This is a genomic window from Streptomyces sp. NPDC091292 (genome assembly GCF_044757265.1).
Taxonomy (GTDB): Bacteria; Actinomycetota; Actinomycetes; order Streptomycetales; family Streptomycetaceae; genus Streptomyces.
Genome location: NZ_JBIVUQ010000013.1, coordinates 177,072 through 201,072, shown reverse-complemented (window position 1 = coordinate 201,072; position 24,001 = coordinate 177,072). Strand labels below are relative to the sequence as shown.

Sequence of the window (24,001 nt, the reverse complement as noted above, 5' to 3'; positions counted from 1 at the left end):
CGCGAGTCCCCGCGGACTCTAGTCCCACCAGAACGACCACGTCGGTTGGTCGATGATCCGGTGTTTGGCGTACGCCGACAAGGTCGGGTGCGTGCCCTGCTGGATGTTGTCCGGGCAGAACGCGAAGTGTTCCACCGCCAGTGCCTCCGCCGCCTCCGTCGTGGTCGGCGGGGCCGCCACCGAGACGACGAGCTGGTCGAAGGTGAGCGCCACCACCCGTATCCCGAACCGGTCCTCCCAGGACCGCAGTACCGCCGAGAGCCGGGCCACGTCGTCCTCGAAGTTCAGCGGCCCCGACCAGCCGATCGCGGCCGGGATGTCGGCGCTGCGGCGGGCCGGGACGAGGGCGAGCCGGGGGGTGCCGAGCCAGGAGTCGCCGAGGGTGAGGATGTCCGCCAGCTCGGCCGCCTCGCCGTCCGGGTCGAAGTCGGACGAGCCGGGCGCCGCGAGACCCGGCCAGGGGCCCACGGGCGCGGCGCCGGACGCCGGATCCCCGGAGAGTTCGTCCTGTGCGTACGCCTCCCAGACCTCCGCAAGGACCTCTTCCGCGTCATGGTCCCCGGCGTACGTCGTCCCCTCCGGGTTGAGGTCCCACTCCTCCGGGCGCCCGCCCGTGGGCCCGATGCTGCCGAGCAGCACCGGCTGCAGCCCCGCCGTGCGGCGCGCGGGCAGCAGCCGCCGCCAGTCGCCGGGCACGGCGGGCGCCTCCGCGTACCACAGCAGCGGTTCGTGCCAGGGCTCGTCGATCGTGTCGTCGACCAGCGTCCCGGGCGGCAGGTCCAGGCCCAGGGCGCGGCCCGTGGGGTCGTCCGCGAGGGACGGGAGCGGGTTCGGAAGCATCGCCATGGTCCCGACCATACGGCCGCCCACTGACAACGCCCCCGCCAGGAGCCCCCGTTGCCTCCGCGACGGCGTCACCACTCCAGGGCTGCGGAGAGGTCGCTCTGCCAGTAGGTGACCTGGTTGGAGCTGTCGACGTACACGCCGCCGTTCGGCAGGGTCAGGTTCGCCGGGGAGCCGACCGACCCGTTCATGGCGCGGTTCGAGAAGAGGACGCCGAGCTTCTTCGCGGTGTAGCCGTGGACGCCCTCCGGAGAGGAAATGATGATCCCGGCGTACGCGGACTGGCCCGGGTCCAGCGTGACGACGGCCTGCGGCTTGCTGTCCTCGATGAACTGGACGGCGGCCTGCGCCTGGTCGAAGCGGAGGTAGGGGGCGCCGTACGCGTAGCAGGGCGCCGTGCCGGTGTTGGTGGCGGTCAGCAGCAGGTGGTTGATGGGCCGGGAAACCTTCGTCACCGTCACCCGCATGGTGGCGGAGGTGCAGGTGACCGGCTTGGCCGGCTTGGACGGCTTGCGGGCGGCCGACCCCGATCCCGTCGTCGAGCCCTGCGTGCCGGCCGCGTTCTGCTTGCCGGACGCCTCCGCCGGGACCTCCGGGGCCTCGGGAGCCTTCGGCGCATCCGGCTTCGCTTCCGACGCGGCCGGCTTCTCGTCGCCCGTCGTCACCGCCGAACTCCCGGCGGACGCACCCTCGTCCCGCACGCCCCCACCGTCCTGGCAGGCGGTCAGCGCGAGTGCGGACAGGGCGACGGAGGTGGCGGCGGCGAACAGACGGACACGGGGGCGGGAGGTACGTACGGACATGGCTGGTGCCTTTCGATCGCGGTTCCTGGTCCGGCCGGGGTTCGGCCGGAGCGGAGGTGTCGTGCTTGGATGACCAGAGCTTGCGGCGAGATCTGTCCCAGCCGCCAGGACCGCCGGGCGATCAGGGACAATGGAACGGTTCCACCGGCTCCGACCTGCGGAAACAACCATTGCCTGGAACGCCGGGACGGGACGCGCGGGTGCCTGCGGGACACGCAGGAACACGAAGCGACATGAGGGGGAGCGGTGCCGGGGGAAGCGGGACGGGACGAGACGGCGGCGTTCGCGGAGCGGCTGCGGGACCTCAAGGAGCGGTCCGGGCTGAGCTACGGGACGCTCGCCAAGCGGCTCCACATGAGCACGTCGACGCTGCACAGGTACTGCAACGGCGACGCCGTGCCCACCGAGTACGCGGCCGTGGAACGGTTCGCCCGGCTCTGCAAGGCGTCGCCCGACGAGCTGGTGGAGATCCACCGCGCGTGGGTCGTCGCGGACGCGGTACGGGGGCGGAAGACGGCGGTCGCGGAATCGGTGCCGGAACCGGTAGCGGACGTTCCGCAGGAACCGGGGGAACCGGGGGAACCGGGGCGGCCGAGCGGGCCGGGGGAGCCGCGGCCGTCCCCCCGCGCGCGTAGGCGCGGCCTTTACGTGGCGGCCGGTGCCCTCGCCGTCGTCGGCGCCGTCGTCCTCGGTACGCAACTGCTGCCGCCCGGCCCCGACGCGGCACCCCAGGCGGACGGCGCCCCCGTCGCCGCCGGCACCTCCAAGTCGCCGTCCCCCGGCGCGCCCTCGGCGTCCTCCTCGGCGAAATCGCCCTCCCCGCGCGCGTCCCGCACGACAGACCCGACCCCGACCGGATCCGCGTCCCCGTCGAAGTCCCGTACGGAGAGTTCCGTACCGCCCGTGACGGTCGCCACGCGCCCGTACGCGTGGGAGAACCCGTGCAGTCAGCACTACCTCGTGGACCGGCCGGCAGGGCAGGTCCCGCCGCCGCCCGCCGAGCAGGACGCCCGGGGCTGGGTCAGCGCGCTGGGCGGCGTCGCGGCCGACCAGCAGTACGTGGCGCTGACCGTGCAGGGCACCGGCGGCGAGACCGTGGTCCTGGAGGCCCTGCACGTGCGCGTGGTGAAGTCCGGCGCCCCGCTCGCCTGGAACGACTACGCCATGGGCGTCGGCTGCGGCGGCGGAGTCCAGACCAAGGCCTTCGACATCGCCCTCGACTCGGGCCACCCGTCGGCAGACCCGGTCGGGGGTCAGCGGGACTTCCCCTACAAGGTCAGCGAGAGCGACCCGGAGGTCTTCTACCTCACCGCCCGCGCGCAGGCGCGCGATGTGAGCTGGTTCCTGGAGCTGGACTGGTCGAGCGGCACCCGCCGGGGCACGCTGCGGATCGACGACAACGGTGTCCCCTTCCGCACGAGCGCGGGCAGGGGCACCGGGGACTACGACTACCCGCTGGGCGGATCACGCTGGGAGACGAGGCCCGACCCCGGGCCGCAGACCCCCTGAGACACCGCGCGGCGAGGTGTCCGTATCGCGAAACGATGTTTGTAGACGGCATCCAGGTGCTTAGGCTCCGGGCATCCGCCCGTGCCGTGCCGAAGGAGCCGCAGTGACCGTGACCGGGCCCGCCCGCCACACCCCCGCCGTCCACGCCTTTGCCGCGCCGCCCCCGCTGGCCGCGCGGGCCACCGCGATCGGCGGTTCACCGGTACGGGACATCCTTGCCGTCACCGCACGGCCCGAGGTGATCAACTTCGCGGGCGGACTTCCGGCGCCGGAACTCTTCGACAGCGAGGGCGTCGCCGCCGCGTTCCAGGACGTCCTCGCGCGCACGCCCGCGCGGGCCCTCCAGTACGCCACGACCGAGGGCGAGCCCACCCTCCGTACCGCCCTCGCGGAACGCACCACCGCGCGCGGGCTCACCACCGCGCCCGACGACCTGCTCGTCACCACCGGATCGCAGCAGGGCCTTTCGCTGCTCGCCACGGTGCTCGTCGAGCCCGGCGACACCGTCCTCGTCGAGACGCCCTGCTACCTCGCCGCGCTCCAGGCGTTCGCCTACGCGGGCGCGCGCGTGGTGCCCGTTCCGTGCGACGGCGACGGCATCGACCCCGACGCCCTGGACGCCCTCGTCGCCGCACACCGGCCCAAGCTGCTGTACGCCGTGCCGACGTTCCAGAACCCGACCGGGCGGACCCTGCCCGGCGAACGGCGCGCCGCCATCGCCTCCGTCGCCGCCCGGCGCGGGCTGTGGATCGTGGAGGACGATCCGTACGGGGAGCTGCGGTTCGAGGGGGAACGGGTGCCGTGGATCGCGTCCTACCCCGGCGCGGAGGACCGGACCGTGCTCCTCGGGACCTTCTCCAAGGTGATGGCGCCCGGTCTGCGGCTCGGGTGGCTGCGGGCGCCGGACGCGGTGCGGCGCGCCTGTGTCGTCGCCAAGCAGGCCGCCGATCTGCACACGCCGACCGTGAACCAGCTTGCCGCCGCGCGGTATCTCGCCGACCGGGATCTCGACGCGCATGTGGTGCGGGTGGCTCGGGCGTACGGGGAGCGGCGGGACGCGATGCTGGGGGGTCTGGAGGGCGCGCTGCCTGGTGGGGCCACCTGGAGTCGGCCCTCCGGGGGGATGTTTCTGTGGGCTCGGTTGCCTGAGGGGTACGACAGCGCTGCGCTGCTTGCGTCGGTGGTTGCGCATGATGTGGCGTACGTGCCCGGGGCGCCGTTCTATGCCGGCGCCCCGGACCCGCGCACCCTGCGGTTGTGCTTTGTTACGCATACGCCGGATGAGATTCGGGTGGGGTTGGGTCGGCTTGGGTTGGCGTTGGCTTCGGGGCTGGGGTAGTCCCGGGTTGTGCCCACCCGTTCCGCCGTGCGGAACGCCTGCCCACAACGGTTGCGGGTTGTGGAACGGGTGGGGCGTCTGCCCTCGACGGGGCTGTCGGCTACAGGCGTTCCGGGGTCCTGATTCCCAGTAGTGCTACTCCCTGGTGGAGGGTTTTCGCTGTGATGTCGCAGAGGAACAGGCGGTTTTCCTTCTGGGCCTTCGTATCCGCATTCAGGACATGGCACTTCTCGTAGAACGTCGTGTACAGCGACGCCAACTGGTACAGGTACGACGCCAGCTTGTGCGGGGCGTACTCCGCCGCCGCTTCCGCCACCGTCTCCGCGAACGCGTCCACGTGCAGGCCCAGCGCCCGCTCCGCCTCGGCCAGTTCGAGTTCCGGATGGGCGACCGGACGTGCCTCGCCGGCCCTGCGGAGGATCGACTGGATCCGGGCGTACGCGTACTGGAGGTACACGCTCGTGTCACCGTGCAGCGACACCATCTGGTCCAGGTCGAACTTGTAGTCGCGGCTCGCCGACGTCGACAGGTCCGCGTACTTCACCGCGCCGATACCCACCTGGGTGCCCCGCTCGGCGATCTCCTCCTCCGTCAGGTCGCGCGCCTTCTCGCGGACGACCGCCGACGCGCGCTCGACCGCCTCGTCGAGCAGGTCCTCCAGGCGGACCGTCGCACCGGCACGGGTCTTGAACGGCTTGCCGTCCTTGCCGAGGACCGTGCCGAACGCGAGCTGCTGCGCCTTCACGTCGTCGTTCAGCCAGCCGGCGCGGCGGGCCGTCTCGAAGACCATCCTGAAGTGCAGCGACTGCCGGGCGTCCACCACGTACAGGAGGGTGTTCGCCTTGAGGCGGAAGACGCGGTCCCGGATCGCCGACAGGTCCGTCGCCGCATACCCGTACCCGCCGTCCGACTTGCGCACGATCAGCGGGACCGGCTGGCCGTCGGGGCCCTTCACGTCGTCGAAGAACACGCACAGCGCGCCCTCGGACCGCACCGCGACCCCCGACTCCTCCAGGAGCCTGCACGTCTCGTCCAGCATGTCGTTGTAGCCGGACTCGCCGACCACGTCCTCGTCGTGGATCTCCATGTCGAGCTTGTCGAACACCGAGTAGAAGTACAGCTTCGACTCGTCCACGAACTTCTGCCAGCGCGCCCGCGTCTCCGGGTCGCCCGCCTGGAGGTCCACGACCCGGCGGCGCGCCCGCGTCTTGAACTCCTCGTCCGCGTCGAACTGCGCCCGCGCCGCCTTGTAGAGCCGGTCGAGGTTCGACATGGCGGTCTGGCCGTCCCGGGCGTCGCCTTCGCCGTGGTCCAGCTCGTGCGGGTGCTCGATCAGATGCTGGATGAGCATGCCGAACTGGGTACCCCAGTCGCCGATGTGGTGCCTGCGCACCACCGACTCGCCGGTGAACTCCAGGATCTGCACGACCGCGTCACCGATCACCGCCGACCGCAGATGCCCTACGTGCATCTCCTTCGCGACGTTCGGCTGCGCGTAGTCGATCACCGTCGTACCGGGGTGCTCCGCGCGCGGGACGCCGAGACGTCCCTCGTCGTCCGCCGCGCGCGCGGCCAGGTTCGCGGTGATCGCCCGGTCCGTGACCGTGATGTTCAGGAAGCCGGGTCCGGAGACCTCGACGTCCTGGATCACGTCGTCCGCCGGGAGCGCGTCCACGACCTGCCCGGCCAGCTCGCGCGGGTTCGCCTTCGCCTTCTTCGCGAGGGCGAGGATGCCGTTGGCCTGGAAGTCGGCCCGGTCGCTTCGTCGCAGCAGCGGGTCCGCGGAGCCCGCATCCGGCAGAGCAGCCTGGAGAGCGGTCGCGAGACGCTGGTCGACGGAGGCGGTGAGGGACGTGACCGAGGCCATGAAGGATGCCGTTCTGCTCGGGTTCCTGAGTCGGGTGTAGCTACAAAACTCAAGTATTCCATGCGGGGAAAAGCCATTTTCGCGCTCGCGGCAGGAGCTGGGAGAATGGGCGGACAGCCCCGTGGGACCGTGCGGCGGCTCCCTCAGGAAAGAAGGACGTGCCGATCGTGGCTCAGAGCAGCACCGAGACCACCGACTGGGTCTCCCGTTTCGCGGACGAGGTCATCGCCGAGTCGGATCGCCGCGCCCCCGGCAAGGACGTAGTGGTCGCGTCCGGTCTCAGTCCGTCCGGCCCGATCCACCTCGGCAACCTCCGCGAGGTCATGACCCCGCACCTCGTCGCCGACGAGATCCGCCGCCGGGGCCGCACGGTCCGGCACCTGCTGTCGTGGGACGACTACGACCGGTATCGCAAGGTGCCCGTCGGCATCCCGGGCGTCGACGGTTCCTGGGCCGAGCACATCGGCAAGCCCCTGACCTCCGTCCCCGCCCCCGAGGGCTCCCCCTACGCGAACTGGGCCGAGCACTTCAAGGCCGCCATGGTCGACGCGCTCGCCGCGCTCGGCGTCGCGTACGACGGGATCAGCCAGACCGCCCAGTACACCTCGGGCGTCTACCGCGACCAGGTCCTGCACGCCATGAAGCACCGCGGCGACATCGACGCGATCCTCGGCCAGTACCGGACGAAGAAGGGCCCCGGCAAGAAGTCGCAGAAGCCCGTCGACGAGGCCGAGCTGGAGGCCGCCGAAGGCTCGGGCGCCGCCGCGGAGGACGACGGCAGCGGCTCGACGGGCTACTTCCCGTACAAGCCGTACTGCGGGAGCTGCGAGAAGGACCTCACCACCGTCACGGCGTACGACGACGACACCACCGAGCTGACGTACACCTGTGCCGCCTGCGGCTTCTCGGAGACCGTGCGGCTGAGCGAGTTCAACCGCGGCAAGCTCGTGTGGAAGGTCGACTGGCCCATGCGCTGGGCCTACGAGGGCGTGATCTTCGAGCCGTCCGGCGTCGACCACTCCTCGCCCGGCTCCAGCTTCCAGGTCGGCGGCCAGATCGTCGGGATCTTCGGCGGCGAACAGCCCATCGGCCCGATGTACGCCTTTGTGGGCATCAGCGGCATGGCGAAGATGTCCAGCAGCAAGGGCGGGGTGCCGACCCCGGCCGACGCCCTGGAGATCATGGAGCCCCAGCTCCTGCGCTGGCTCTACGCCCGCCGCCGCCCCAACCAGTCCTTCAAGATCGCCTTCGACCAGGAGATCCAGCGGCTCTACGACGAGTGGGACAAGCTCGCCGCCAAGGTCGCCGACGCGTCGGTGCTGCCCGCCGACGCCGCCGCGTACTCCCGCGCGATCGGCACCGCGGCCGGTGAGCTGCCGCGCACCCCGCGCCCGCTGCCGTACCGCACGCTCGCGTCCGTCGCCGACATCACCGGCGGCCACGAGGACCAGGCGCTGCGCATCCTCGGCGAACTCGACCCCGAGCGGCCCCTCGCCTCCCTGGACGAGGTGCGGCCCCGGTTCGACAAGGCGCAGGCGTGGATCAACACGCAGGTGCCGGCCGAGCAGCGGACCGTCGTACGGGCCGAGCCCGACACCGAACTGCTCGTCTCCCTGGACGACCGTGGCCGTGAGTCGCTGCGGCTGCTGCTCGAAGGGCTCGACAGCCACTGGTCGCTGGACGGGCTCACCACGCTCGTCTACGGCGTACCCAAGACGCTGGAAGGGCTGGACGCCGACGCCGGGCCCACCGCCGAACTGAAGGCCGCACAGCGGTCGTTCTTCGCGCTGCTCTACCGGCTGCTCGTGGGGCGCGACACCGGGCCGCGGCTGCCGACGCTGTTGCTCGCGGTGGGGGTTGAGCGGGTACGGAAGCTGCTGTCGGCGTAGCTCTCGGAGGGAGGCGAGGGGAGGGGGCTGCGTCTCCTCCCCTCACGCCTTTCCCTACGCGATGTGGTCCTCCGCCAGTTCCGCGTTCAGGCGGTTCTCGAAGTTCTTCAGGTAGCGCTTCAGGACGCTGTCCGTGAGGGTGTGGCCGAAAGAGGACTCTATGTCCGCGCCGAACGACGCCGGGGACGGCATGCTGCCCTGGCTCTTCGTCGACTGCCGGAACACCTGGTAGTACGCGTCCTCCTGTGACGCGTCGTCCGCGAACCGCTGTTCCTCGCGCTCCTCGCGCGGGACGTCCACGTCCGGCTGCTCGGGCGTCGGCTGCTGTTCCGCGCGCGGGGAGGGGATGGCGGCGTTGCCGAGGGGGCGGGTGCGGCCGGGGCCCGACGGGACGCGGAACCCCGGCTCCGGGGGTTCCGGCTGGACGTACTCCGGTTCGGCGTACTGCGGGTCCATGTACTGCTGTTGCTGCTCGGCGTATCGCTGCTGCTCGGCGTACTGGGGTTCCGCGTACTCCTCGTACCGCTGCTGTTCCGAGTAGTACTGCGCGTACTGGTCCTCGGGGACGAAGTCCGGGTCGTAGCCGCCCTCGTAGGCGGCCGGCTGCGGTGGGGCGAACCAGGGGTTCAACTCCTCCGGCTCCTCGGGCTGTTGCTGCGGCTGCTGCTGTGTCTGTTGTTGTGTCTGCGGCTCTGTCTTCTGCAGGGTGGGCTGCTGCTGGGTGGGGGCCGGGGGTGCCGGTTCCAGTTCGGCGGCGGCCGGGATCGGGGCCGGGGTCGGGGCGGGGGCCGGGGGCAGCAGGGCCGGTTCGATGCCCGCCGCCGCCAGGCCCGCCGGTGCCGTCTCCGCGAGCGGGACCCCGTACTTGGCCAGGCGCAGCGGCATCAGCGACTCCACCGGCGCCTTGCGGCGCCAGGCGCGCCCGAAGCGGGAGCGCATCCGCGCCTGGTACACGAGCCGCTCCTGCTCCAGCTTGATCACCTGCTCGTACGAGCGCAGCTCCCACAGCTTCATCCGCCGCCACAGCAGGAACGTCGGAATCGGCGACAGCAGCCACCGGGTGATCCGTACGCCCTCCATGTGCTTGTCGGCCGTGATGTCCGCGATCCGTCCGATCGCGTGCCGGGCCGCCTCGACGGAGACCACGAACAGGATCGGGATCACGCCGTGCATGCCCACACCGAGCGGATCCGGCCATGCGGCGGCACCGTTGAACGCGATCGTCGCGGCCGTCAGCAGCCACGCCGTCTGACGCAGCAGCGGGAAGGGGATACGGATCCAGGTGAGCAGCAGGTCCAGGGCGAGGAGTACGCAGATGCCCGCGTCGATGCCGATCGGGAAGACGTAGCTGAAGTTCCCGAACCCCTTCTGGATCGCCAACTCCCGTACGGCCGCGTACGAGCCCGCGAAGCCGATGCCCGCGATGATGACGGCGCCCGTGACGACCAGCGCGATCAGGATCCGGTGCGTACGTGTCAGCTGAAGTGGCCCGGCCACCGTTACTCCCCTCCCTGTGCGGCTTGTTGCGCGGAACAGACTGGCACATGTGTGCGGGGGGTGGGGGGTCGGAGCCGTTTAGCGCCCGCTGTTCAGCTCGCTGCCTTGGGGGACTTGGAGGGCGACGGCGAACCGTTCGACGCGGAGTTCGCGGCGATCACCGCGTTCACCGCCTCCTGCGCGGCCTTCTGCGCCGCCTTCGCCAGCGTGTCCGCGCTCGGCGCCTTGTCGCCCGCGAGACCGGCGCCGTTGTAGTCGACGGTCACCACGACGTTCTCGACCCGCGCCACGACCGTCTGCTGCTTGAAGGACCCTTCCTTCTTCTTCAGGTCGTACCGCACGAGCTGCGCGGCGTCGCCCGTGGACAGCGCCGACGTCTTCACGTTCGCCGCGCCGTCCGTCGCCTGCGCGTCCTTGACCTGCTTCGCCTGGTACTCACCGGCCAGCTTGGCCCCGCTGCCCCGGGCCGCGTCCGACTCGAAGCGCAGCAGCGACACGTTCAGCCAGCGGAACTGGGATCCGTCGACACCCTTGTTCTCCAGGCTGTTCCAGGAGCACGTACCGCGCATCGAGGTGTCGTCGGAGCGGCCCGCGCTGCCCGACTTGGCCTTCGGGACCAGATCGCCGAGCGTCTTCTTCGCCAGCGCTCCACACGGGTCGGGCAGCTTCGCGAACGCGGCCTTCTCCACGGTCGGCGTGCCGTCCGCACCACCGTCGGAGCCACCGGACGAGGACGCCGACGCACCGGAGTCCTTCTTCGCGCCGCTGTCGCCCGAGCCGGAGTCGGACGAGCAGCCGGATGCGGCGAGGAGCACCGGGACGGCGGCTGCGCAGACAAGGATGCGGGTGAGTCGCTTGGCGGGTCGCTGCATGGTTCCTTCACTCGTGTCGCTCTGGTATGACGCTCGCTTGTTCTGACGCTCATACGTTCTGACGGACGGGGCCACCGTACGCCGAACGCGCCCCGCGCCGTTCCGGATCCCGCCGGACCGGGGGCGCCCGGCGGGCGGTGCCGAGGGCGTCAGCCGGCGAAGCGCTCGGCCAGGCGGTGGGCCAACTTCTGCGCCCTGTCCTGCAACTCCTTGCTGTCCGGCTGCACGTCCGGGACCGTCGGCTGCTCGTCGTACGCGATCGTCACGATGACGTTCGACGTGCGGAACACCACAGTCACGGTGCGCTGACGGGTGGCCGAGGCGGAGGTCGAGACCCGGTCGTCGAGGTAGGCGGCGTCGCCCAGTTTGCCGAGGACGCGGGGGAGCAGGTTCTCGGCCGCCGGGCCGCCCGAGCCGGGGTCGGAGGAGTCGGAGGGGCCGGGGGCCGATGTGCTGCCGGAGGGGGTCCCTGAAGAACTGGGATCTCCCTCGCCGCCCTTGCCGCCGCCCTTGGCCCCGGGGGTGCTGCCGCTGCCGGTCGTGCTCGCGGCCGGTTCGGGCAGATCGGCGGCCTTCTGCTTGACCGTGTACACCTCGTCCGCGCGGGTGTCGTCGCTGACCGCGCGGTCATAGGAGACGACACGCTCGAAGTCGACCAGGAGATGGTGCGTGGCGCCCGCCGCCTCGACCTTCCAGCGGCAGCCGACGCGCCGGTCGGTGTCGTACGTCGTCGTGGCCGCGCCCTCGTACGCCTTCGCGCGCTGGTCCTCGTCCGTGAGCTGCCGGATGCCGGGCAGGAGGGAGTCGAGGGTGCCGTGGTCGACGGCGCCGCAGGGCTCGGGGAGGGTGCGGTATTTGCCGGGCGCCGCCGCGGGAACCGTCGCGCTGGGGTCGCCCGGCTTGGCGTCGGTCGCCGGGTCACCCCCGCCCGAACCGCCGGTACACCCGGCGAGCAGGGCCGCGAGGAGCGCCACGACGCCCGGGACGTACGCCTTCCGCTGCACGGTGATGGCTCCTCTCGACGGGGGCCGCCTGGCCCGCCGACCTGATTATTCGTTTGCTGCCGACCTGGGCCCTGTCGCCACAATGTGTATCGCACGCACGGCCGTGGACGCCGGTCCGTCATCCCATTCGACGACCTTGGCTCCGGTATTTGCGCTTACAGACTTTTGAACGATTACGGGGGAATGAGGACGCTATGTCGTATGTAGAGGTTCCGGGTGCGCGGGTACCCATCCGGATGTGGGCGGATCCGGCGTCCGTCGAGGACGGCGCGCTGCGCCAGCTCCAGAACGTGGCGACGCTGCCGTGGATCAAGGGCCTCGCGGTGATGCCGGACGTGCACTTCGGCAAGGGTGCCACGGTCGGTTCGGTGATCGCGATGCGCGACGCGGTGTGCCCGGCGGCGGTCGGCGTGGACATCGGCTGCGGAATGTCGGCGGTACGGACGTCCCTGACGGCGAACGATCTGCCGGGCGACCTGTCCCGCCTCCGCTCGAAGATCGAGCAGACGATTCCGGTGGGCCGAGGCATGCACGACAGCGCGATCGACCCGACCCGCTTCCACGGGTTCGCCACGGCGGGCTGGACGGACTTCTGGTCCCGCTTCGCGGGCGTGGCGGACGCGGTGAAGTTCCGCGAGGGACGGGCTGTGAAGCAGATGGGAACACTGGGATCGGGCAACCACTTCTGGGAGTTTTGTATAGATTCAGTCGACAATGTCTGGATTATGCTGCACTCCGGATCGCGGAACATCGGCAAGGAGCTGGCGGATCACCACATCGGTGTGGCGCAGCAACTGCCGCACAACCAGGGGCTGGTGGACCGGGACCTCGCCGTGTTCGTCGCCCAGACCCCGCAGATGGCCGCCTACCGCAACGACCTGTTCTGGGCCCAGGAGTACGCACGGCACAACCGCGCGATCATGATGGCCCTCTCGCAGGACGTGATTCGCCGGGAGTTCAAGAAGGCCAAGGTGACCTTCGAGCCGGAGATCTCCTGCCACCACAACTATGTGGCGGAGGAGCGGTACGAGGGCATGGACCTGCTGGTCACGCGGAAGGGCGCGATCCGCGCGGGCTCCGGGGAGTACGGAATCATCCCGGGCTCGATGGGCACCGGCTCGTACATCGTGAAGGGCCTCGGCAACGAGAAGGCGTTCAACTCGGCGTCGCACGGCGCGGGCCGGCGGATGAGCCGGGGCGCCGCCAAGCGCCGCTTCTCGACGAAGGACCTGGAGGAGCAGACGCGGGGCGTCGAGTGCCGTAAGGACTCGGGCGTCGTGGACGAGATCCCGGCCGCGTACAAGCCGATCGAGCAGGTGATGGAGCAGCAGAGCGACCTGGTGGAGGTCGTGGCGAAGCTGAAGCAGGTCATCTGCGTGAAGGGCTGACGCCTGCGGGGGTCGTACGGGGGCATACGGCGGTCATCGGGTGCGATGGACCTTGGTGTTGGATGCCTGGGCCCTTGGGCGGACCACCAGGAGGTCGATGTTGACGTGGGCGGGGCGGGTGATCGCCCAGGTGATGGTGTCGGCCACGTCGTCGGCGGTCAGGGGCTCGGCCACGCCCTCGTAGACCTTGGCCGCCCTCTCGACGTCCCCGTGGAACCGGGTCGTCGCGAACTCGTCCGTCTTCACCATGCCCGGGGCCACCTCGATCACCCGGACCGGCTGGCCGACGATCTCCAGGCGCAGGGTCTCGGCGAGTACGTGTTCCGCGTGCTTCGCCGCCACGTATCCGGCGCCGCCCTCGTAGGTCGCGAGGGCCGCCGTCGAGGACAGGATCACCACGGTGCCGTCGCCGCTCGCGGTCAGTGCGGGCAGCAGCGCCTGGGTGACGTGGAGGGTGCCGAGCACATTGGTCTCGTACATCCGCCGCCAGTCCTCCGGGTCGCCGGTCGCCACCGGGTCCGCGCCGAGCGCGCCGCCCGCGTTGTTGACCAGCACCTCGCAGTGGTCGAGGGTCGCCGCGAACGCGTGCACCGCCGCCCGGTCCGTCACGTCGAGCGCGTACGCCGTGGCCCGGTGCCCGGCCGCCGTCAGCTCCGCCGCCAGCGCCTCGACACGGTCCTTGCGGCGGGCGGTGAGGACGACGTGCAGCCCGGTCGCCGCGAGCTGCCGCGCGGTGGCGGCGCCGATTCCGCTGCTCGCGCCGGTGACGACGGCGACGCGGTCGGTGGCGGGCTGGGTCGCGGGCGCGTCCTGCGGGGCGGTCATGCGGGGTTCCTCCGGAGGCGGTGCGTACGGGCGGGCTCGGTTCCGTCAGGATAGGCCGACCCTCACTGGCCGCCCCGGGGCCCGTACATGATCACCGCCACGCCCGCGAGGCAGATCAGCGCGCCCGTGACGTCGTAGCGGTCGGGCCGGTAGCCGTCGGCGACGACGCCCCAGACGAGCGAGCCGGCCACGAACACGCCCCCGTACGCCGCGAGGATCCGCCCGAACTCGGCGTCGGGCTGGAGGGTGGCCGCGAAGCCGTAGATCCCGAGCGCGATGACGCCCGCGCCGATCCACAGCCAGCCACGGTGTTCCCGCACGCCTTGCCAGACCAGCCAGGCACCGCCGATCTCGAACAGGGCGGCGATGACGAAAAGGATCACGGAGCGGGCTACGAGCATGGGCGCAGCCTGCCATGGTCGTCGATTCGCCCGGTTGACCAGGGCCATCCGACGGTCACCTGATGGGCGGTGCCTGCGGAGCGTGATGTGGGGGATACATCGGGTGATGTGAAGATCTCGTGTGTGCGTATGCGTAGGGGTACGGAGTGGGTGGAGTGAGTGGCCATGACGATGCGTGAGTGTGTGCGGCAGCGTGTGCGTGCGTGTGTTGGTGAGTGTGCGGAAGGGGCGGGGCGGCGGGTTCGGGTTCTTCGGGGCGGGGTCGCCGTGGCGGTGGTCGGGCTCCTCGTCGGGGCGGCGGCGCCGATTCCGGTGCCCCGGGTGTCGTCCGGTGCCCAGGCCCCGGCGCCCGGCCCCGCCCCGCTGCCGGCGGGGCCGCCGTCCTCCGTCGACCCGCACGAGGCGGACATCGCCCAGCACGGCACCCTCTCCCTCGCCGACGGCCGTATCACCGTCCGGCTCACGCCCCACAACTACGGCCCGTCCGACGTCGGCGACACCACCCTGCGGCTGGTCTGGTCGGTGCCGCTCGTCGACCGCCAGGAACTTCCCGCGGCCTGTGTGCGGTCGGCGCGTACGACGGTGCTGTGCCGGACGGGTGCGCTCGCCGCGGGCAGCCGGGGCGAGGAGATCGTCGTGCCCGTACGCCTGAAGGGGCTGCGGTCCGAGGTCTCCGTACGTATCGACACCCTTTGGAACGGCGGCGCGAGGGACGTCAACCCGGACAACAACCGACACGAGGTTCTTGTCCTGGACACAGGGGATGTCTACTCCTTCTGAGCCGCCCCCGCGCCCGCCCCCGCCGCCTGAGCCTCCGCGTCGTGCCGCTCCCGTGCCTCGTGCACCTGCTCGATATGGGTCTCCGCCCACTCCTTCACGGCGGACAGCAGGTGGCTCAGGCTGAGGCCGAGCGGGGTGAGCGTGTAGTCGACGCGCACCGGGACGGACGGGGTCACCGCGCGCGTGAGGATGCCGTCGCGCTCCAGCGAACGCAGCGTCTGCGTCAGCATCTTGGGGCTCACCCCGGCGATCGTGCGGTTCAGCTCGCTGTACCGCAGGGGCCCCGGCGCGAGCGCGCTGACGATCAGGCTGACCCACTTGTCGCTGATCCGGTCGAGCAGCTGGTTGGTCGGACAGCTCTTCAGGAACGCGTCGTACTCGACGCGGGCCCGCGCCCGCCGCGCGGCTGCCGTCGTCGTGGCCATGGGCTCACCTCCGGGTGACGTAGGCACCTGGAAGTGCCTACTTACCAGAAGATAGTTGCTCTTCCTAGGGTTGTCACTGCGGATCGGAAAGCGCATCTCTTCAGAAAGCGCACCCGATCTCTTCGTTTCCGTTCCTCAGGGAGAGCTGTCATGAGTGTCACGAGTGCTGTCATGCGCGCCGTCGTCGTGTCGGAATTCGGTGGTCCGGACGCCGTACGGGTCGTGGAGACCCCGGTGCCCGAGCCCGGCCCCGGGCAGATACGGATCAAGGTCGGGGCCTCCGCCCTCAACCCGGTGGACGCCGGGGTGCGGGCAGGCGGCTTCGGGGGTGCGGGCGAGACCGTCGGCCTTGGCTGGGACGTCGCCGGGGTGGTGGACGCGGTGTCGGCCGGTACCGGTTGGGCCGTCGGCGACCGCGTGGTCGCCCTGTCCTACGGCACGGTCCGCCCGCTCGGCGCCCACGCCGAGTACGTGGTCGTGGACGCGTCGGCGGTGGCCGGCGCCCCCACATCCGTGGACACCGTCCACGCGGCCACAGTGCCGCTCAACGCCCTCACCGCCGCCCAGGCCCTGGATCTGCTCGACCTGAAGCCCGGCCAGAGCCTGCTGGTGACGGGCGCGGCGGGCGCGGTCGGCGGTTACGCGGTCCAGCTCGCGTCCCGTCAGGGCGTGACCGTGACAGGGCTGGCGGGCACCGCGGACGCCACGCTCGTCCGGGGCTTCGGGGCGGCGCACTTCGTGTCCCGGGACGCCGCCCGCGCGGACACGTCCGCGCTCCCGGTGGAGCCCGGCAGTGTGGACGCCGTCCTGGACGCCGCCTTCATCGGCGACGCCGCACTGGCCGCGGTGCGCGACGGCGGTGTCCACGTGGGCGTCATCCCGGGTCAGGCGCCCGCGCCGGTACGGGGTGTCCGGTCGACGGCCGTCGCGGTCGCCGCGGACGGGGCGCGGCTGGCCGAGCTGGTGGCACTCGTGGACGAGGGCGCCCTGACGCCCCGCGTGGCCGGAACTTATGCCTTGGACGACGCCGCAAAGGCGCACGCCCGGCTGGCCGAGGGCGGCCTGCGCGGCAAGCTGGTGCTGATCCCCTAGCCGACGTCCCGACGTCCCGACGTCCCGACGTCCACCGGTCAGGGCCGCGTCAGATCCACCCGCCAGTCGTTGACCCGTATCCAGTGCCCCTTCGGGTACTCGAAGTCGCTCGGGCCGATCAGCGTGAAACCGGCCTTGCGGCAGACGCCGTTGGACGCGGGGTGGTCCTGGGACGGGAAGGCGTGCAGAGTGCGGCGGCGGCCGTTCTCACGGGCGCGCGCCACGACGAGCCGGGCCGCAGCCGCCGCGATGCCCCGGCCCTGGAACTCGGACAGGACGCCCCAGCCCGTCTCCCACGCGGGCTGCCCGGCCCACTCCCGCTCCCAGTAACCGATCGCGCCGACGGCGTCCGCCGTGCCGGCCCGGCCGCCCTCGGTGTCCGCCGCGCCGAGGGCTATCCGGTACATCAGGCCGCCCGCGCCGTCCATGGCCAGATAGCGGCGGTGCCGGTCGGCCACCTGCTCCTCGGTCTCGGGGCCGCCCAGATGCTCGGTCATCTCCGGCGCGTTGTTCCGCACGAGCAGGTCGAAGTCGGCCTCCGACCAGGGCTCCAGCCGCACCGGGAGAGTCGTGTCGCTGTCCATCCCCCCACGGTAGGCGGCACCACTGACAACGGCCCCGGACCCGGTTCCGGTCAGCGCCGGTTCGCCCCCGGTGCGTACGCCGTCGGCGGCACCCCCACCGTCGCCGTGAAGTCCCGTACGAGATGGGCCTGGTCGGCATAGCCGAGGTCGGCGGCGAGGCCGGCCCAGTCGACGTCGGACCGGGTCTCGGCGCGCTCCAGTGCCTCGTGGATCCGGCGCCGCAGGATGATCCACTTCGGCCCCACCCCGACGTACTCGGCGAAGAGCCGCTGCATCGCGCGCACGGACATCCCCTCGGCCTCCGCGAACTCGCTCACGCGCCGGATCGCCGGGTCCGTGCGGATGCGGTCGGCCAGGGTCATCGCGAGGTCGGCCTGCTGATCGGGTTCGGGTCCCCGGCCGTGCGGTCCGAGGGTGAGCAGGAAGGCGTCGAGCGCCGCCACGCGCGCGTCCTCGTCGTCCGGACCGAGGACCAGGCCGACGGCCGCGGCCATCGCGTCCGCCCGGTCGGGGAACGCCTCGCCGAGGGGTACGTACCGCCCGGTCCACTCCGCCACCGCCCGGCCCGGCGCGAACGGGCGGAAGCCGCCCGCGCGGAAGGTGATCCCGCAGACCCGCCCCCGGTGCTCCAGCTTCTTCGTGAACAGGTGCGGGTCGATGCCGGCCACCTCACCGAAGGGCGCGGTGCCCGTGTACCGCTGGAAGACCAGGTTCACGGAGGGGTGCGGCACGACGTTCGACGCGTAGGGCTCGGTCAGGTCCCAGTCGATCAGCCAGTAGTGCTCCAGGTACGGGCGCAGCGCCTCGGCGGGTTCACGGCGGCGGAAGTCCACGCGCGCGAACAGCTCGCGTGCGTCGACGATGCCCTTGGTGTCCCGGCGTGGCGGTGCCATGAGCCGATCGTAAATCGGGCCACTGACATCGGGACCGCCGACATCGCGCCGGCACGGGCCGTGTGCCGGATCAGGGGCGCTGCCAGTGCGGGTCGCGGCCCGTGGTGCCGAGCAGCAGGTCGAAGGCGGAGGCGTCGGCCGCCACGGGCACCGGGTCGGCGAACATACCCATCGCGCGCGCGGTCGGCGCGAGCCCGGCGACCGCGCCGGTGAGGGTGTCGACCACGCCGGTGTCCTGCGGGTCGGGCCGGTACTCGGTACCCGTCGCGCGCGCGAGGTCCCACACATGCACTGTGAGGTCGAGCAGGACCATGCAGCCCACGGTCCGCGCGGGCATGTCCATCGCCCCGGTGGTGCCCTCCTCGGCGCCGGGCGCGGACCAGGCGTCCACCAGAGTGTCGACGGCGGTGGCGAACCGTTCGCGCCAGTCGTCGCCGCCGTCTCCGTCCTCGCCCTGGGCCACGTAGTCCGGAGTGACCGTGAAGTCGGACTGCCCCTTCCGGGCCAGCTCGGTGAACTGCGTGACCACATGGAAGAGGTGGTTCACCAGGGACCGTACGTCGTAGTCGGCGCAGGGCGTCGGGTCGCTCAGCCCGTCGTCCCGCAGCGCACGGACCAGGGGCACCGCCTGCGCGCCGGATGCCCGCAGAAGGTCCCCCAGGGGCGGTGCGCCAGGGGCGGACGGGGTGGTGGCCCGGAGATCGTCGAGGTCGCTCATACGGCGACGGTAGGGGGGCACCCGCGCGCGGGGCTTGAAGAAACGCGACACCCCCCCACGCGCGCGAGCACGTCCCACCCCGCGCACCCCCCGGCAGCCCCCCGCGCCCCCCGACCACTCGCGGGAATACCCCACCCCGGGGTACCGTTCCCCCATGTAATTGAAGCGTCAACAAAAACCTCGGAGGATGAGCGGCATGCAGTTCGGGATCTTCAGCGTCGGGGACGTCACGGCCGATCCGACGACCGGGCGTGTCCCGACCGAGCACGAGCGGATCAAGGCCATGGTCGCGATCGCGGAGAAGGCCGAGGAGGTCGGTCTCGACGTCTTCGCGACGGGCGAGCACCACAACCCGCCCTTCGTGCCCTCCTCGCCGACGACGATGCTCGGCTGGATCGCCGCCCGTACCGAGAAGCTGGTGCTGTCCACCTCCACCACCCTGATCACGACGAACGACCCGGTGAAGATCGCCGAGGACTTCGCGATGCTCCAGCACCTCGCGAACGGCCGCGTCGACGTGATGATGGGCCGCGGCAACACCGGCCCGGTCTACCCCTGGTTCGGCAAGGACATCCGCCAGGGCATCGCGCTCGCCGTCGAGAACTACGCGCTGCTGCACCGCCTGTGGCGCGAGGACGTCGTCACCTGGGACGGCAAGTTCCGTACGCCGCTCCAGTCGTTCACGTCGACCCCGCGCCCCCTGGACGGGCTGCCGCCGTTCGTCTGGCACGGCTCCATCCGCTCCCCGGAGATCGCCGAACAGGCCGCGTACTACGGCGACGGCTTCTTTCACAACAACATCTTCTGGCCGAAGGACCACACTCGGAAGATGGTCGAGCTGTACCGCGAGCGGTACGCGCACTACGGCCACGGCGCCCCCGAGCAGGCCGTTGTCGGCCTCGGCGGCCAGGTGTTCATGCGCCGCAACTCGCAGGACGCGGTACGGGAGTTCCGCCCGTACTTCGACAACGCGCCGGTCTACGGGCACGGCCCGTCCCTGGAGGAGTTCAGCCGCCAGACCCCGCTGACCGTGGGCTCGCCGCAGGAGGTCGTCGAGAAGACGCTGTCGTTCCGCGAGTACGCCGGTGACTACCAGCGCCAGTTGTTCCTCGTGGACCACGCGGGACTGCCGCTGAAGTCGGTCCTTGAGCAGATCGACCTGCTCGGCGAGGAGGTCGTGCCGGTGCTGCGCGAGGAGTTCGCCAAGAACCGCCCGGCCGGTGTGCCGGACGCCCCGACCCACGCGTCCCGCCTCGCCGCCCGCGACACGGAAGCCCGGACCGCAGAAGGCCGGCAGGACCGGCAGGAGGTGACCACCGCATGAAGCTCGTCGTCGTGTCGGCGGGGCTGAGCGTCCCCTCGTCCACCCGTCTGCTCGCCGACCGTCTCACCGAGGCGGTCGTGCGGCAGGCCCCCGGCACCGAAGTGCGCGTGGTCGAACTGCGTGACCTCGCCGTCGAGATCGCGCACCACCTCGTCACCGGATTCCCCGGGCCCGCGCTGAGCGATGTGCTGGACGAGGTCACAGGCGCGGACGCCCTGATCGCCGTGACACCGGTGTTCTCGGCCTCGTACAGCGGGCTGTTCAAGTCGTTCTTCGACGTGATCGACAAGGACGCGCTGACCGGGAAGCCGGTCCTCGCCGCCGCCACCGGCGGCACCGGCCGTCACTCGCTGGTCCTGGAGCACGCGCTGCGCCCGCTGTTCGCGTATCTGCGGGCGGTCGTCGTGCCGACGGCCGTGTACGCGGCGTCCGAGGACTGGGGCGCCGAAGGCCTCGCCGAGCGGATCGACCGCGCCGCGCGCGAACTGGTGACCCTCACCGCACCCGCCACCGCACCCGCCACCACGACGCCCGAACCGGCGACCGGGACAGCCCCCACGGCACCCCCAACCGCCTCAGCGGCCCCCACAGCCCCGAAAACCCCCGGACTGACCGTCATCCCCTTCGAGCAGCAACTAGCCGCTCTACGCGCTCTCTAGGACCCCTGGAGCCCCCTCCGGCGCACCCTGCCGCGCACCGCCCGACTACCTGCCCGCCGCCCGCCACGCCGTCAACCCCCCACTGCCCGGCAGCGGATACGGCGTCCAGTCGCGCGCGTACGACGGAGGCCGTTCGCCGCCGACCGTGAGAACCGCGGTCGGCTGCCGGGGGATCATGCGCAGCAACTCGGCCCGGGTCACGGAGACGTTGTTGCCGCTGATCTGCGCCGACGCGCACCCCGCGTGGTACGCCACCGGCAGGGCGCGGTCCCCGGTGACCAGGCAGGGCGGGGTCAGACCCAGGGCGCGCAGACCGTCGGCCGCCGCACGGTACCGCTGGTCGACAGCCGCCGTGCGCGGCGCGAGCCGGTCCGTGACGGCCGCCTGCGAGGCCAGTTGGGCGACCACGAACAGCAGCACCATCAGACCCGCGGGCCGCCCGTACCGCCGTACGCCCCGGACCGCGAGCGCCGCGACCGGCGGTGCGGCCAAGGCGTACACCGGCAGCAGGAAGCGGGGCGCCGCGTAACCGATCAGGAGCACATAGGGCACCGCCATGCTCGCGGCGCAGGCCAGCGGGAGCAGTGTCACCCCCGCGCGCGTGCCGTCACCTTTCCGGCCGGTCCGGCCGGTCCGGCGGTGGTCGCGCAGCGTCAGGCCGACCGCGAGGGCCGCGAGGACCGGCAGGCTCAGCCACCACAGGGAGACGCCGACCGGCGGAAACGGCTCCCCGGTGCAGGGGCGGCAGAGCATGGGCCCGTCCAGCGCGCGCCAGGCGTTGCCCACGTTGAGGTGCGGCCCCATGCCGCCCTCGGTGGCGCCGGCCACCCGCAGTCGCTCCGGGATCGAGCCCCAGCGCGCGTAGGCCTCGACAACCCAGGGCACCGCGCCGATCGCGAGGCCGCCGATCAGATACGGCAGGGCCCGGCGCCGGGCGCGGACGAGGGCCGCCGTCAGCAACAGGGGCAGGCCCAGCCAGGCCGCGTCATGGATCCGGAACAGGGCCACCACCGCGAGCGACCCGGCAAGCCACCACCCCGCGCGCGGGTGACCCGGCAGCCGCAGGAACCAGCCGACCGCGGCCACCGACGCCAGGGCCACCCACACATTGGGCATCGCCTGGGGCCCGTACAACTGCGTCGTCCACAGGCCCGCGAAGAGCAGCGCCGCGAGCGCCGCGGTGCCCGGTCCGATCAGCCGCCGCCAGACCCGGAACGCGCCGTACAGCGCCGCCGCCGCGCCGAGCGCGAGCGCGATCCGCAGGGCCGTGACGGACGGGGTCGCCGTGACGAGGGGCGTGACCAGGAAGCTGGTGCCCCGGGAGCGCGGTGCGCTGAACCAGGCGGCGGGGTGGCGGGGGTCGACCTGCGAGACGTACACGCTCTCGTCCCAGCCGAGCGCCCCGGTGAGCCGCGGTACGACGAGCACGAGCTGGAGCAGCGCGTACGCGCAGGCCACGAGCCCGAGCCAGGGGACGCGGTCGGGGCGCCAGGGGTTTGCGCGGTCGGGGCCCGCGAAGGGTGCCGCGCGCCCCAGGACGGCGGTTCCGGCAGCCGTGGACCCGGGGGGAGCGGACCCGCCGGGAGCGGACCCGCTGTCGGCTTCGGTGGAGCGGGGGGCGGGTCGCCACCGTCTGCTCAAGTCGGCCCGCCCCCTTTCCACGCCGGTGCCTGCCGGCCGGACCGGAGCCGAGGAGGACCTGCGGCCGGCCGGCAGGGACCGGGTGCCCGGGTACGGGGCTCCCGGGCGGCCCGTACGGGGGGCCCGCCATCCGTCAGGCGGTTCTCCGTACGGGACGTCTGCGCTCATGCCCGTCGGGTGGTGCTCCGACGGGCGGTGGTCGGGGTTTCGGGACGGGGGCGGCGCAGCGCGCGGGCGGCGCGGAGGAGCGCGCGCCGACGGCGGCGCAGCGAGGCCGAGTACCGGTGGCTGGTCCGCAGCCAGGAGCGGCGCAGCCGGGTCGACCGCAGCTCGTCGAAGAGGAGTTCGTAGCGGCCGACGATCGGGTCCGGGTCGTAGCGGCGGGCGCTCTCCAGGGCCGCCGCGCCCATCGCGCGCCGGTTGCCGCCGTCGTCGATCAGTTCGAGCATCGCCTCGGCGAGCGCCTGGGCGTCCCCGACCGGTACGAGCCGTCCGTCGACCCCGTCGCGGATGATCTCGGCGGGTCCGAGCGGGCAGTCCGTGCTGATCACGGGCACCCCGCAGCGCATCGCCTCGACCAGGGTCATCCCGAACGACTCGGCGTCGGACGCGCTCACCACGAGCGACGCCTGCGCGAACTGCGGCTCGATGGGGGAGTGCGCGCCCATGAGGGTCGCGTGCGCGTCGAGGCCGAGGCCGTCGATGAGGCTCTGGAGCCGGTCGCGGTCCTCACCGCCGCCGTAGATCCGCAGCCGCCAGTCGGGCTGCTTCGCGGCGACCGCCGAGAACGCCTCGATCAGCAGGTCGAAACGCTTCCCACGGACCAGCCGGCCCGCCGCCGCGATCACCGGCGCCGAGCCGTCGGACGGCGGGCAGTCGCGGGGCGCGGGCACGATGTTCGGTACGGACTGCACTGGGACGCCCGGCAGCGGCATCCGCGCGCGGTACACCTCCGCGTCCGCGCCCGTCATGGTGACGACGGCGTCCAGGGTGCGGTAGTGCCGGGCGAGCACCGCGCGGAGCTGCTTGCTGTGGGCGTCGTGCCGCAGGTGCTCCTGGGCGACGCGCAGGGCGCGGCGGGGGCCGAAGAGCGCCAGGTAGACGTTGACGCCGGGGCGCGTCCCGATGACGACGTCTGCGTCGCAACGCTCCAGGTACTCGCGGACGCGGATGTCGATGAGCCGGTTGTACTGGCGGTGGCGCTTGTCCTCCTCGGGGAAGTCGCGGGCCGGCTCGGCGAACGCCCCGTACCGCGAGTCCTGGCTGCCCACCCGGGTGTCGACCAGCGGAACGAGTCCCACGCGCGCGTCGACGCCGAAACGGGGGTCCTCGCGGTGCCGCATCATCGAGACGATCTCGACCTCGTGGCGCTCGGCGAAGGCGGCGGCGAGGTTGAGGGTCGTCCGCACGGTCCCGCCGATCGCGTACGCGTTGTGGAGCAGGAACACGATCTTCATGCGGGGTCCTCGGTGGGCTCGGTCGACTGGGTGTGGTCGGGGTCGTCCTGCCCGCGTCCCTGCACGTCCTCCGGCGGTTTCACGCGATGTCCTCCCGGGGCTTCCGCGTCTCGTCATACGGCCTGTGTGTGGCAGGCCCCCGCGGAACCCCCCGGCGTATGTACGGGCTCAGACTGGCCGGGCGAGGTAAG

The 24,001-nt window shown here is 71.9% G+C and carries 22 protein-coding genes; 8 read left to right on the top strand and 14 right to left on the bottom strand.

Going from position 1 to position 24,001, the window contains the following annotated elements; genetic code table 11:
* Window positions 1-18: 18 nt before the first annotated feature.
* Both ACIQNU_RS30060 and ACIQNU_RS30055 read right to left on the bottom strand, forming a co-directional pair.
* On the bottom strand, window positions 19-846 hold the full coding sequence (locus tag ACIQNU_RS30060) for a DUF4253 domain-containing protein (protein ID WP_401372381.1): 828 nt from the start codon (window positions 844-846) through the stop codon (window positions 19-21).
* A gap of 68 nt (window positions 847-914) precedes the next feature.
* Window positions 915-1,646, bottom strand: a complete 732-nt coding sequence (locus ACIQNU_RS30055; protein WP_401372379.1) for a DUF4232 domain-containing protein — start codon at window positions 1,644-1,646, stop codon at window positions 915-917.
* 246 nt (window positions 1,647-1,892) lie between these two features.
* Between ACIQNU_RS30055 and ACIQNU_RS30050 the strand changes: the two genes are divergently transcribed.
* Window positions 1,893-3,155, top strand: coding sequence for a helix-turn-helix domain-containing protein (locus ACIQNU_RS30050; RefSeq protein ID WP_401372377.1), 1,263 nt, complete (start codon window positions 1,893-1,895; stop codon window positions 3,153-3,155).
* Window positions 3,156-3,258: 103 nt separating this feature from the next.
* Complete coding sequence (locus tag ACIQNU_RS30045; RefSeq protein ID WP_401372375.1) at window positions 3,259-4,494, top strand: PLP-dependent aminotransferase family protein; 1,236 nt, start codon at window positions 3,259-3,261, stop codon at window positions 4,492-4,494.
* Between the two features lie 100 nt (window positions 4,495-4,594).
* Here the strand turns inward: ACIQNU_RS30045 and argS are convergent, their stop codons facing one another.
* Window positions 4,595-6,361: an arginine--tRNA ligase gene (argS, locus tag ACIQNU_RS30040; protein WP_401372374.1), complete on the bottom strand. Its 1,767-nt coding sequence runs from the start codon at window positions 6,359-6,361 to the stop codon at window positions 4,595-4,597.
* Window positions 6,362-6,519: 158 nt separating this feature from the next.
* Here argS and lysS point away from each other — a divergent pair, with 158 nt between their 5' ends.
* Window positions 6,520-8,250 carry a lysine--tRNA ligase gene (gene lysS / locus ACIQNU_RS30035; protein WP_401372372.1) on the top strand — a complete coding sequence of 577 codons (1,731 nt, stop codon included), beginning with the start codon at window positions 6,520-6,522 and terminating at the stop codon, window positions 8,248-8,250.
* 54 nt (window positions 8,251-8,304) lie between these two features.
* On the opposite strand, the gene ACIQNU_RS30030 is transcribed toward lysS, so the two are convergent.
* The 3 genes from ACIQNU_RS30030 to ACIQNU_RS30020 form a co-directional block, all read right to left on the bottom strand.
* Complete coding sequence (locus ACIQNU_RS30030) at window positions 8,305-9,747, bottom strand: DUF2637 domain-containing protein (protein ID WP_401372371.1); 1,443 nt, start codon at window positions 9,745-9,747, stop codon at window positions 8,305-8,307.
* 92 nt (window positions 9,748-9,839) lie between these two features.
* On the bottom strand, window positions 9,840-10,619 hold the full coding sequence (locus tag ACIQNU_RS30025; RefSeq protein ID WP_401372369.1) for a DUF3558 domain-containing protein: 780 nt from the start codon (window positions 10,617-10,619) through the stop codon (window positions 9,840-9,842).
* A 149-nt stretch (window positions 10,620-10,768) separates the two neighbouring features.
* Window positions 10,769-11,623 carry a DUF3558 domain-containing protein gene (locus ACIQNU_RS30020; RefSeq protein WP_401372367.1) on the bottom strand — a complete coding sequence of 285 codons (855 nt, stop codon included), beginning with the start codon at window positions 11,621-11,623 and terminating at the stop codon, window positions 10,769-10,771.
* A 194-nt stretch (window positions 11,624-11,817) separates the two neighbouring features.
* Here ACIQNU_RS30020 and ACIQNU_RS30015 point away from each other — a divergent pair, with 194 nt between their 5' ends.
* Window positions 11,818-13,011 carry an RtcB family protein gene (locus tag ACIQNU_RS30015; RefSeq protein WP_401372365.1) on the top strand — a complete coding sequence of 398 codons (1,194 nt, stop codon included), beginning with the start codon at window positions 11,818-11,820 and terminating at the stop codon, window positions 13,009-13,011.
* 33 nt (window positions 13,012-13,044) lie between these two features.
* Here ACIQNU_RS30015 and ACIQNU_RS30010 read toward each other — a convergent pair whose 3' ends face one another.
* The gene (locus ACIQNU_RS30010; protein ID WP_401372363.1) at window positions 13,045-13,836 is read right to left on the bottom strand and encodes an SDR family NAD(P)-dependent oxidoreductase; all 792 of its coding nucleotides are present in this window, start codon (window positions 13,834-13,836) and stop codon (window positions 13,045-13,047) included.
* Window positions 13,837-13,898: 62 nt separating this feature from the next.
* Window positions 13,899-14,237 (bottom strand): YnfA family protein, encoded by a 339-nt coding sequence (locus ACIQNU_RS30005; RefSeq protein ID WP_401372362.1) that lies wholly within the window; start codon window positions 14,235-14,237, stop codon window positions 13,899-13,901.
* Window positions 14,238-14,504: 267 nt separating this feature from the next.
* Here ACIQNU_RS30005 and ACIQNU_RS30000 point away from each other — a divergent pair, with 267 nt between their 5' ends.
* The gene (locus tag ACIQNU_RS30000; protein ID WP_401372360.1) at window positions 14,505-15,017 is read left to right on the top strand and encodes a hypothetical protein; all 513 of its coding nucleotides are present in this window, start codon (window positions 14,505-14,507) and stop codon (window positions 15,015-15,017) included.
* Here the strand turns inward: ACIQNU_RS30000 and ACIQNU_RS29995 are convergent.
* The gene (locus tag ACIQNU_RS29995; RefSeq protein ID WP_401372358.1) at window positions 15,005-15,442 is read right to left on the bottom strand and encodes a winged helix-turn-helix transcriptional regulator; all 438 of its coding nucleotides are present in this window, start codon (window positions 15,440-15,442) and stop codon (window positions 15,005-15,007) included. The two genes, ACIQNU_RS30000 and ACIQNU_RS29995, sit on opposite strands and share 13 nt — an antisense overlap.
* A gap of 171 nt (window positions 15,443-15,613) precedes the next feature.
* Between ACIQNU_RS29995 and ACIQNU_RS29990 the strand changes: the two genes are divergently transcribed.
* On the top strand, window positions 15,614-16,534 hold the full coding sequence (locus tag ACIQNU_RS29990; RefSeq protein WP_401372449.1) for an NADP-dependent oxidoreductase: 921 nt from the start codon (window positions 15,614-15,616) through the stop codon (window positions 16,532-16,534).
* Window positions 16,535-16,572: 38 nt separating this feature from the next.
* On the opposite strand, the gene ACIQNU_RS29985 is transcribed toward ACIQNU_RS29990, so the two are convergent.
* The 3 genes from ACIQNU_RS29985 to ACIQNU_RS29975 form a co-directional block, all read right to left on the bottom strand.
* Window positions 16,573-17,118, bottom strand: coding sequence for a GNAT family N-acetyltransferase (locus ACIQNU_RS29985; RefSeq protein ID WP_401372356.1), 546 nt, complete (start codon window positions 17,116-17,118; stop codon window positions 16,573-16,575).
* A 50-nt stretch (window positions 17,119-17,168) separates the two neighbouring features.
* The gene (locus ACIQNU_RS29980) at window positions 17,169-18,011 is read right to left on the bottom strand and encodes a DUF6597 domain-containing transcriptional factor (RefSeq protein WP_401372355.1); all 843 of its coding nucleotides are present in this window, start codon (window positions 18,009-18,011) and stop codon (window positions 17,169-17,171) included.
* 70 nt (window positions 18,012-18,081) lie between these two features.
* Window positions 18,082-18,729: a TIGR03086 family metal-binding protein gene (locus ACIQNU_RS29975; protein ID WP_401372353.1), complete on the bottom strand. Its 648-nt coding sequence runs from the start codon at window positions 18,727-18,729 to the stop codon at window positions 18,082-18,084.
* 196 nt (window positions 18,730-18,925) lie between these two features.
* Between ACIQNU_RS29975 and ACIQNU_RS29970 the strand changes: the two genes are divergently transcribed.
* Both ACIQNU_RS29970 and ACIQNU_RS29965 read left to right on the top strand, forming a co-directional pair.
* Entirely contained in the window at window positions 18,926-20,053 is a 1,128-nt protein-coding gene (locus tag ACIQNU_RS29970; protein WP_401372447.1) for an LLM class flavin-dependent oxidoreductase, read from the top strand.
* Window positions 20,050-20,712: an FMN reductase gene (locus ACIQNU_RS29965; RefSeq protein WP_401372352.1), complete on the top strand. Its 663-nt coding sequence runs from the start codon at window positions 20,050-20,052 to the stop codon at window positions 20,710-20,712. The genes ACIQNU_RS29970 and ACIQNU_RS29965 overlap by 4 nt, the downstream gene beginning before the upstream one ends.
* A gap of 45 nt (window positions 20,713-20,757) precedes the next feature.
* Here the strand turns inward: ACIQNU_RS29965 and ACIQNU_RS29960 are convergent, their stop codons facing one another.
* Together ACIQNU_RS29960 and ACIQNU_RS29955 are read right to left on the bottom strand one after the other, a co-directional pair.
* Entirely contained in the window at window positions 20,758-22,353 is a 1,596-nt protein-coding gene (locus ACIQNU_RS29960) for a hypothetical protein (RefSeq protein WP_401372350.1), read from the bottom strand.
* A 164-nt stretch (window positions 22,354-22,517) separates the two neighbouring features.
* Complete coding sequence (locus ACIQNU_RS29955; protein ID WP_401372348.1) at window positions 22,518-23,810, bottom strand: glycosyltransferase family 4 protein; 1,293 nt, start codon at window positions 23,808-23,810, stop codon at window positions 22,518-22,520.
* Window positions 23,811-24,001 lie beyond the last annotated feature (191 nt).